General features: G+C 71.9%; 1 protein-coding gene. It reads right to left on the reverse strand.

The window, feature by feature from the left end; all coding sequences use genetic code 11:
• Positions 1 to 529: 529 nt before the first annotated feature.
• The coding region (locus QH470_RS01790) for a non-ribosomal peptide synthetase (RefSeq protein WP_280270465.1) at positions 530 to 9,240 on the reverse strand (8,711 nt) is incomplete at its 5' end.

A 9,240-nucleotide genomic window follows, 5' to 3' on the forward strand; every position in this document is an offset into this window, starting at 1 on the left:
AACCACATGTTCGTAGATGACCCGGCAATAACTGCTCCCTTCTCCTCACGGGGGTGTTTCCACTTCCTTGCACTGCGCTTGCCGGTCCGGCCGGCCGGCCCCTACAAAAAAGGGGGGGGTCACTAACTGGGGGTCTCCTAATCGGGGGGGGGCCCCGGGGGGGGGGGCCGGGGGGGCACTGAAAGGGGTAATTGGTTTATCTTCCGACATGTATCCGAAACGCCGGTGATCACCCGAACCACATGTTCGTAGATGACCCGGCAATAACTGCTCCCTTCTCCTCACGGGGGTGTTTCCACTTCCTTGCACTGCGCTTGCCGGTCCGGCGGGCGGCGAGATCCTCGATCGTGCTTATCTCCGAGCCGCCCGCCGTCCTCTCAACCTCACGGGTAGTTCGTCATCTCCCGTGCCATTGGAGACTTCCTTCTTCGTTCGCATCACAGAAGTTACACGCCTCGGACGCAGATGTCTACAGTCACCACCGCAGATTTTTCCCGTGTCGCTTGCAGGGCAGGCCGGGGTTGTCAGCTCACTCCGCCGACTCGCATTCGGCCTGCAAGGAGGCCAACCGGTCACGCATATCCGTGGCCAGGCGTTCGATCACCGGGCGTTCGAACAGCTGTTCCGGGTAGATCAGCGTGCCCGAAAGGGATCCGGGAGCGGGGCGTTCGGTCAGCTCCAGGAGCAGGTCGAATTCGGTCGTCGGTGCGGGCAGCGGGTACGGGTGCGTGTCCGGGAGGGGTTCGGGCCCACCGGTTTCGACGCGGTAGGTGACCGCTACCTGGACCAGCGGGTGGCGGTGCGCGGCGCGGCGCGGGTTCACCTGCTCGACCATCCGGTCGAACGGGTAGTCGCGATGATCGACCGCCGCGAGCAGGTCGTCGCGCACCGCACGGACCAGTGCCCGGCCGCCCGCATCGGTGTCGACGCGCACGATCACGAGGTCGATCAGGCACCCGACCATGGTGTCCAGTTCCTCGCTGTCGCGTCCGCTCACCGCCACACCGATCGGCACGTCGCGCCCCGCTCCCGCCGCGCTCAGCGCCGCGGCCAGCACGGCGTGCACGACGGTGTAGGACGTTGCCGCACAGGCACGCGCCACCCGCGCCACCGCCGCCGCGTCGAGATCGACGGGCACCGCCGCCGCGGCCCGGTCGGTCAGCTCGGCGCGTGGCCGGGCGAAGGGCAGCGACAGTTCCTCGGGCAGATCCGAGAGCTTCGTACGCCAATACCGGGACTGCGCGTGCAGCACCGACCCCGGATCCGCCTCGTCACCCAGCCGGGCGCGCAGGGCCAGCACATGGTCCGCGTATTGCGCTGCGGGCCCGGACCATTCGGGCACGCGGCCCTGCTGTCGCGCGGCGTAGGCCGTGGCCAGGTCGCGCCGCAGGACGACGAGGGATTCGCCGTCGACGGCCGCGTGATGCATCATCGCGAACAGCACATGCCGGTCCGGTGCGAGCCGGAGCAGCTTGCCGCGCACCGGGAGTTGGGTTCGCAGGTCGAAGCCGCGCTCCAACTCGCGCGCGAGCGCACCGTCCAGTTCGGCCGCCGCGAGGTCGCGGGCGGACAGGCCGATCCGCACGGCGTCGGCGGGCACGATCTGTTGTGCGGGACCGTCTTCGGTGTACGGCAGTACGGTGCGCAAAATCTCGTGCCGGGCAACGAGATCGCCCACGGCGGCCCGCAGCGCCGCCACGTCGAGGTCGCCGCGCATCTCGACGGCCGCCGCCAGCAGGTAGTCGGGCCGCTGTCCGCCGAGATAGTTGACGGTCCAGAACCGTTGCTGCGCAGACGACAACGGCAGCACGCCGGGCCGCGTAACCGGGCCGACGACAGCGGCGGCCGGTTCGGTGGTGCGGGTGCCGAGATGGCGTTCCATGCCGATCACCGTGGGCGCCTCGAACAGGTCCCGCAGCGACACCGGCGCGCCGAGCGCGGACCGGATCCTGCCCACCAGCCGCATCGCCGACAGCGAATTCCCGCCGAGCGCGAAGAAGTCGTCGTCGACACCCACCGCACTCACGCCGAGGGATGCGGCGAACAGTCCCACCAAAATCTGCTGCCGGGGTGAGCGCGCCGTACGACTGTCGCCGCGCGGAGGCTCCGGCAGTGCGTCCACATCGACCTTTCCCGTTGCCGTCAAAGGCAATTCGGGGATCTCCACCACGACCGACGGCACCAGATAGCGGGGTAGCTCGTCGAGCAGTTCAGCGCGCACCCGCACCGGGTCCACCGTGCCGCGGGGCACGATGTATCCGACGAGCGCGACGCCGCCCGGCCCGGTGCGCGCGGTCACCACGGCCGCCGCGACCGCCGGGTCGCGCCGCAACGCCGCCTCTACCTCTCCGGGCTCCACCCGGAAGCCGCCCACCTTCACCTGCCGATCCGATCGGCCGTGAAAATGCATGACGCCGTGCCGGTCCCAGCGCCCGAGGTCGCCGGTCCGGTACATGCGGGCGCCGGGCGGCCCGAACGGGCAGGCGACGAAACGCTCGGCCGTCGCCCCGGGCAGGCGGTGGTAGCCGTCCGCCAGGCCCTGCCCGGACAGATAGATCTCTCCGACGACCATCGGCGGGACCGGGCGCAGCATCGAATCCAGTACGAACGCCGAACTGTTCGCGATCGGGCGGCCGATCGGCACCGGGCCGTCGGGCTCGTGCGGCGAAACCGTATGCGCCAGTGCGATGAACGTCGCCTCCACGGGACCGAAACCGTTCACCACGACGGCGTCCGGCCGCGCCGCCCGCACCCGGGCCACCGCGGCGGGCGCGAGCGCGGATCCCGCGACGATCAGCCGCACCCGGGCCAGTTCCTCCGCGCAGTGCTCGCTGAGGACCTCGAACAGCCCGGTGGCCACCGACGCGGTCGTCACCCCGCCGTCGCGCAGGATCCGGCCGTACTCGGCGGGATCCGGGTCCCCGGCGGGGGCGACGACGAGACAGCGGCCGGTGAGCAGCGGCAACCACACCTCGTGGACGGCGAAATCCCAGGAATGCGGGGAGTGGAACAGAATTCGGTCCGCCGCGTCACCGGTGCGGGCCCGCTCCCGGACCCGCGCGAGGATATTGCGGTGGGTGACGACGACGCCCTTCGGCACGCCGGTCGACCCGGAGGTGAACATCAGGCAGGCGGGCGTGTCCACCGGAACGGTCCGGAGGCCGTCGCCGTCCGGCGCGTGGTCCGCGACAGCCATCGCCGCGGCGTCGAGAAGCACATCGGCACCGGTGTGCCGCAACACGTTTCGTTTGCTGTCCGCCGGGAAGCGGTGGTCCAGCGGCACGATCAGCGCGCCGAGTCGCACCACGGCCAGGAATGCCACCGCCACCTCGACGGAACGTTCCAGCGTGACGCCGACCGCGACGCCCGGACCTACTCCGCGGCGCTCCAGATACCCCGCCAACCGCCGGACCCTCTCGTGCAGTTGCGCGAAGGTCAGCTCGGCATTTTCCGACCGGATTGCCACGCGATCGGCGTACCGGCCCGCTGTCTCCTCGAAAACTGTTGCCAGACAGTCCTTCCCGAGATCGATGTGCGGTCCGTGACCCCACTCCAGCATCCGGCTCCGCACCGCGCGGCCCAGCAGGTCGGTGCCCGCGACGGTCCGTTCCGGGGCGTCCGTGAGCGCCGCGCAGGCCGCGCGGAAGCGATCCCACCAGTCCGCCGGGGTGCCGGACCAGGCCAGCTGCCGGGGCCGCACCGCCAGGCGGAAGACGGTGCGCTCGGCGCCGGGCACCACGACCAGCGCGACCGGGTAGTGCGGGCGGTCGAAGACGTCGACCATGCGTGCGCGCAGGCCGGTGTCGCCCAGGTCGTCGACCTGCACCGGATAGTTCTCGAAAACGACCGAGGTGTCGAACAATTCGGCGCTGCCCGCGACCTCTTCGATCTCGTGCAGCCCGAGGTGGTCGTGCTCGTAGAGGGCGGCGCGCGCCGCCTGCAGCCCGGCGGCGAGGCCGGCGAGGGTGTCGCCCGGCCGCAGCCGGACCCGGACGGGAACAGTGTTGATCATCAGGCCCACCATCCGCTCGGCGTCCAGGTCCGCCGGGCGGACCGCCACGGTGGTGCCGAAGACGACGTCGTCGCTGCCCGTGAGGTGCGCCAGCACCAGCGCCCACGCCGCCGAGACCAGTGTGTTGAGGGTCAGCCCGGCCTCGGCCGCGCGCTGTGGCATGCGCTTCGCGAGCGCGTCCGGCAACACGAATTCGTGCACCTCCGGCTGCTCCGACCAGCCGGACCGGCCGGCCCGGCTGACGCGTGTCGGGCGGCAGTCGCGCAACGCGGTCTGCCATGCGTCCCGGGCCGCGGCGCGGTCCCGGGTGGACCGCCACCGCAGGTAGTCGCGGAATGGCGGCGCGGGCGGCAGTTCCGCACCGAGGTACAGCAGGATCGTCTCGCGCAGCACATTGGCCACCGACCAGCCGTCGAGCAGGACGTGGTGGTGGGTGAACGCCAGCCGCCACTCCCGCTCCCCGGTCCGGATGAGGCAGAACGCCAGCGGCGGCGCGGCGGCCGGATCGATCCGGCGGCGTTCGGCGCGCAGCGCGTCCGCCACGGCGTGCTCGCGCTCGGATTCCGGCAGTACCGTCGAATCCACTGTGCGCCAGTCCGGTTCGACTCCCTCGCGGACGACGGCGACGATCCGGTCGACGCCTTCGACCGCGAAGACACAGCCCAGGTGCGGGTGGCGACGCAGCAGCGCGACAGTGGCCGCGCGCAGACGCTGTTCGTCGAGTTCTCCCTCGAGACCGAGGACGAGCTGCACCACGTACACGTCCTCGGGCGCGTCGGTGGCCTGCTGATAGAGCGTGTGGAACAGCAGCCCGGACTGCAGTGGCGTCGCGGGCAGCAGATCCGATGGTTCGCCGAAAGCGTCTCGGAGACGGGCCAATTCCGCCGCGGTGACCTCGGCGAGCGGGAAGTCCGACGGCGTGCGTTCGACACCTGCCGGGTCGGTGTGGTGTGCGGCGAAGGCCGCGAGCGCCGCGACCCAGTCGGCGGCTATTCGTTCCACCGTGGCGGCGTCGAGAACGCGCGGCGCCCAGGTCCATTCGGCGTGCAATACGGGACCGTCGGGCGTCTCCCGCACGGCCGCATTGATTTCCAGCGCGTGGGGCAGCGCCATGGCGGGATCGGCCGTGCTGCCGAATTGCACGCCGAGCCCCCCGGCGTCCCCGCCGAGCCTGCCGAGGTAGTTGAACCCGATCGGCACCCGGGCGGCCGCGATCTCGGGCGCCACGTCCGGTTCGTGGCGCAGCAGGCCGTAGCCGACGCCGCGGCGGGGCGTGGACCGCACCGCTTCCTTCACGGTATTGGCCACGTGTGCGAGGCCGGAACCGTTGTGCATCATGGCGTCCCAGTCCGGCACACCGGCAGCCAGTCGCACGGGATACACGACGGTGAACCAGCCGACGGTGGTCGAGACATCCAGTGCGGACGACCCCGGGTCGGTGAGGTCGCGACCGTGTCCCTCGACGTCGACGAGTACACCGGGCCAGGAGCCGCCGGGTGCGGTGCGGCGGGCGGCGGCCGACAGTGCGGCGAGCAGGATATCTGCCGCCGTGCCGCGGAACCGATGCGGAACACGGGTGAGCAGTTCGGCGGTCTGCGCCGATTCCACAGTGACCGTGAGCGTTTCGGCGGTGCCGACCGTATCGCGCGCCGGATCCAAGGGCTGGTCGCTCGCGCTTCCTGCCGCCTGTCCCACCGTCCGGCGCCACCATCGCGCCTCCGCGGCGGGCACCGGCCGCGCCGCCAGCGCGGCCGCCCAGGTCCGCAGCGGCGTCACGACCGGCGCGAACGCCGGTTCCACACCCGTGGTCACCGCGCGGTGCGCGGCGGCCAGCTCCGGTATCAGGATGCGCCAGGAGACGCCGTCGACCGCGAGGTGGTGGACGACGATCAGCAACAGGCCCGGCCGCGCGTCCAGCCACACCGCCTGCAACAGCACACCGTCGGACGGGCGCAACCCGGCGCGCGCGTCGGCGAGTGCGCCCGGCAACGCCTCCTCCGCATCGTGGACTGCGCTGTGCCGCAACAGGTTCACGGCGTTCACCGCGCCGGGCGCGCGCACGACCAGTTGCCTCCCGTCGAGCACCTGCAGGCGCAGGGCGTCATGGCGGTCCAGGATGCGTTGCAATGCCGCGGCGAGCGTGGCCGCGGTGGCGTCGTCCGGTGCGGGCACCACCACGTACTGCCCGAAACCGTCTGTGGGAGTGGGATTGTCGAGCAGATCGCGCATGATCGGCGTCGGCGGCACCGGGCCGATCCCGGCCAGCGGGTCGGCCGGGGCCGACACCGTGGTCGCGATCCGGGCCAGTTCGTGGACGGTCTGCCGTTCGAACACGTCCGTGGGCGTGAGCGACACTCCGCTCCCCCGGGCGCGATTCACCAGCCGGATGGCGAGGATGCTGTCACCGCCGAACCGGAAGAAGCTGTCGTGCACGCCGAGGTCGTCGACGCCGAGCACGGACCGTGCCAGTTCGAGCAGCAGGTTCTCCGTCTCCGGGTCCACGGCCGCCGACGTCGCGGCCGGCGGTGGCGGAATCGGCGTCGAACGGAACCGCTCGCCGTCGGACAGGAACGGCAGGTCGTCCACCGGGCGGCCGGGTTCGGCCAGCGCGGCGGCCAGCAGCCGCCGCAGGCCCCCGGCCAGTGACTCGGCCGTCGTGCGCTCGAACAGATCGGTGCTGTACTCCAGCACTCCGCCCACTGCCTCTGTCCCCCAGGCGAACTCGAACAACAGCGGGAACTTGGCGTGGGTCCGCGGCAGCTCGATCGGCCGGCAGGTGAGACCGGCCAGCTCGACGGCGGCTCGCTCCGGCCGCAGGGTCACCATGACCTCGAACAACGGATGCCGCCCCGGCACGCGCGCGGGGCTTACGGCCGCCACGACACGGTCGAAGGGCACCGGGTGCGCGAAGGCGGCGAGGTCGGCGTCGCGCGCCCGGTCGACGGCGTCGGCGAAAGCCGGCCGTCCGGACAGGTCGGTGCGCAGCACCACCGTTTCGGCGAAGAACCCGATCAGTTCATCGAGGCCGAGCGTGTCACGCCCCGAGGTCACCGTGCCCACGACGATGTCGGTGCCCGCGCCGGCCCGGGTGAGCAGACAGGCGACCGCGGCGTGCAGCACCATGAACGGCGTCGCGCCCCGGTCCGCCGCCAGCGCGGCGATCCGGTCACGGGTGTCCGGGTCGAAGTCGAACGGCACCGTGTCGCCGTGCTGCGTGACCGATGCCGCCGTGCGGTCGATCGGCAGCGGCAGGTGTTCGGGCAGGTCGCGCAGCGTGTGCCGCCACCACGTGAGTTCGGCCGCGAGCGCGGGATGCGGGTCGGCGGTGGCACCGAGAGTGGCGTGCTGCCACACCACGTAGTCCGCGTACTGCACCGGGAGCGGCGACCACGCGGGGGCCTGACCGACGCGGCGTGCCATGTATGCGGTCCCGAGGTCGGCCGCCAGCACGCCCAGCGAGTGTTCGTCGGCGATCAGGTGGTGCAGCACCAGCAGGATCACGGCGCGCGCCTCACCGGTGAAAACCGTTGCCCGCCAGGGCGACCGGACGCACGGGTCGAACGGACGCGCCGCCTCCTCGGTCAGCCGTTCCGGTGTGGGCTCGGCGGTCTCGACCGACATCGGGTGCGGCGGGTCGTCGCGAATCAATTGCGCGTCACCGGATTCGGTGAAGGCGGTACGCAAGCTCTCGTGTCGTGCTTGCAGATCGGCGAGCGCGGCCCGCAACGCGTCGAGTTCCAATGCGCCGGTGAGTTCCACGGCGACCGGAATGTGATAGGCGACCGACGACGGGTCCAGCCGGTGCAGCGTCCACAATCGATGCTGCGCCGCCGAGAGCGGAATCCGATCGGGCCGCGGCCCGCCGAGCGGGACTCTCTGTGGCGCGGCGGTTTTCGCCTGCTCGATCGACTCGGCGAGTCCGGCGACGGTCGGCCGGTCGAACAGGTCGCGGACGTCGATGTCGGCATTCAGCTCGGCGCGGATCCGCAGCACCAGCCGCCCCGCCAGCAACGAGTCGCCGCCGAGCGTGAAGAAGTTCTCGCCGGCGCCGAAGTCGTCGCGCCCGAGCGTGTCGGCGAACAGGTCGTACACGGTCTTCGCGAGTTCGCCGGACGGGCGACCTCGGGTACCGGTCGCGGTGCGCAGGGCGGTCAACGCGTCGTGGTCGATCTTGCCGTTCGCAGTGAGCGGCAGGGCGGCTACCGGCACGACGAGCGACGGCACCGCGTGCGCGGGCAGTGTCGCGGCAAGCCGGTCGCGCAACGCGCTCCCGTCGGCGCCGGGCGCGACCGCGTAGGCGACCAGCCGCCGGTCCCCCGGCGCACGGTCCTCGGCACGGACCACAGCCGCCGTCACCCCGGGCACGGCGCACAGGGCGGCCTCGATCTCCCCCGGTTCGATGCGGAAGCCGCGGATCTTGACCTGCCGGTCCGCGCGGCCCAGGTACTCCAGTCCGCGATCACCCACGCGGCCCAGGTCTCCGCTGCGATACATGCGGGCGCCGGGCCGCCCCGCCGGGTCGGCGACGAACCGGACCGCCGTCAGTCCGGGACGCCGCAGATAGCCGGTCGCGAGCCCGTCGCCGCCGACGTACATCTCCCCGGGCAGGCCCACGGGCGCCTCGCGCAGCGCCGCGTCGAGCAGGCACACCCGACGACCCGGAAGCGGCTGCCCCACAATGCTTTCCGGACCGACGTCGGCCTCGATCGAGTGTTCGTGCGCGGTGGCGTGCACGGTCGTCTCCGTGATGCCGTACATGTTCACCAGTCGCGGGCCGTCGCGGCCGACCGCCGCCGTCCACCCCGCCAGCCGCCGCGGGTCGGTCTTGTCGCCGCCGAGCACGACCAGGCGCAGCGCCAATTCGGCCGCTCGCGCGGGCCTGGCGGCCACCACGGCGGTGAGCAGGTCGAACGCGGCGGGCGTCTGGTTGAGGACGGTGACGCGGTGGGTGACGAGCAGATCCAGGAAGTCGTCCGGCGACCGGGCGGTCCGCTCGTCCACGATCACCAGCGTCGCGCCGTGCCGCAGCGCGCCCCAGATCTCCCAGACCGAGAAGTCGAAGGCCACGGAATGGAACAGGGTCCACACGTCCGCCGGGCCGAGATCGAGTAGTGCGCGCGGCGACGCGAGCCACCCCGCCCCGCCGGGCTGCGTGAACACCACGCCCAACGGCCGCCCCGGGGAGCCCGAGGGGTGGGTGTGATACGCCCGGGCGTCCGGCCGCGGCC

Source organism: Nocardia wallacei (assembly GCF_029868745.1).
Taxonomy (GTDB): domain Bacteria; phylum Actinomycetota; class Actinomycetes; order Mycobacteriales; family Mycobacteriaceae; genus Nocardia; species Nocardia wallacei_B.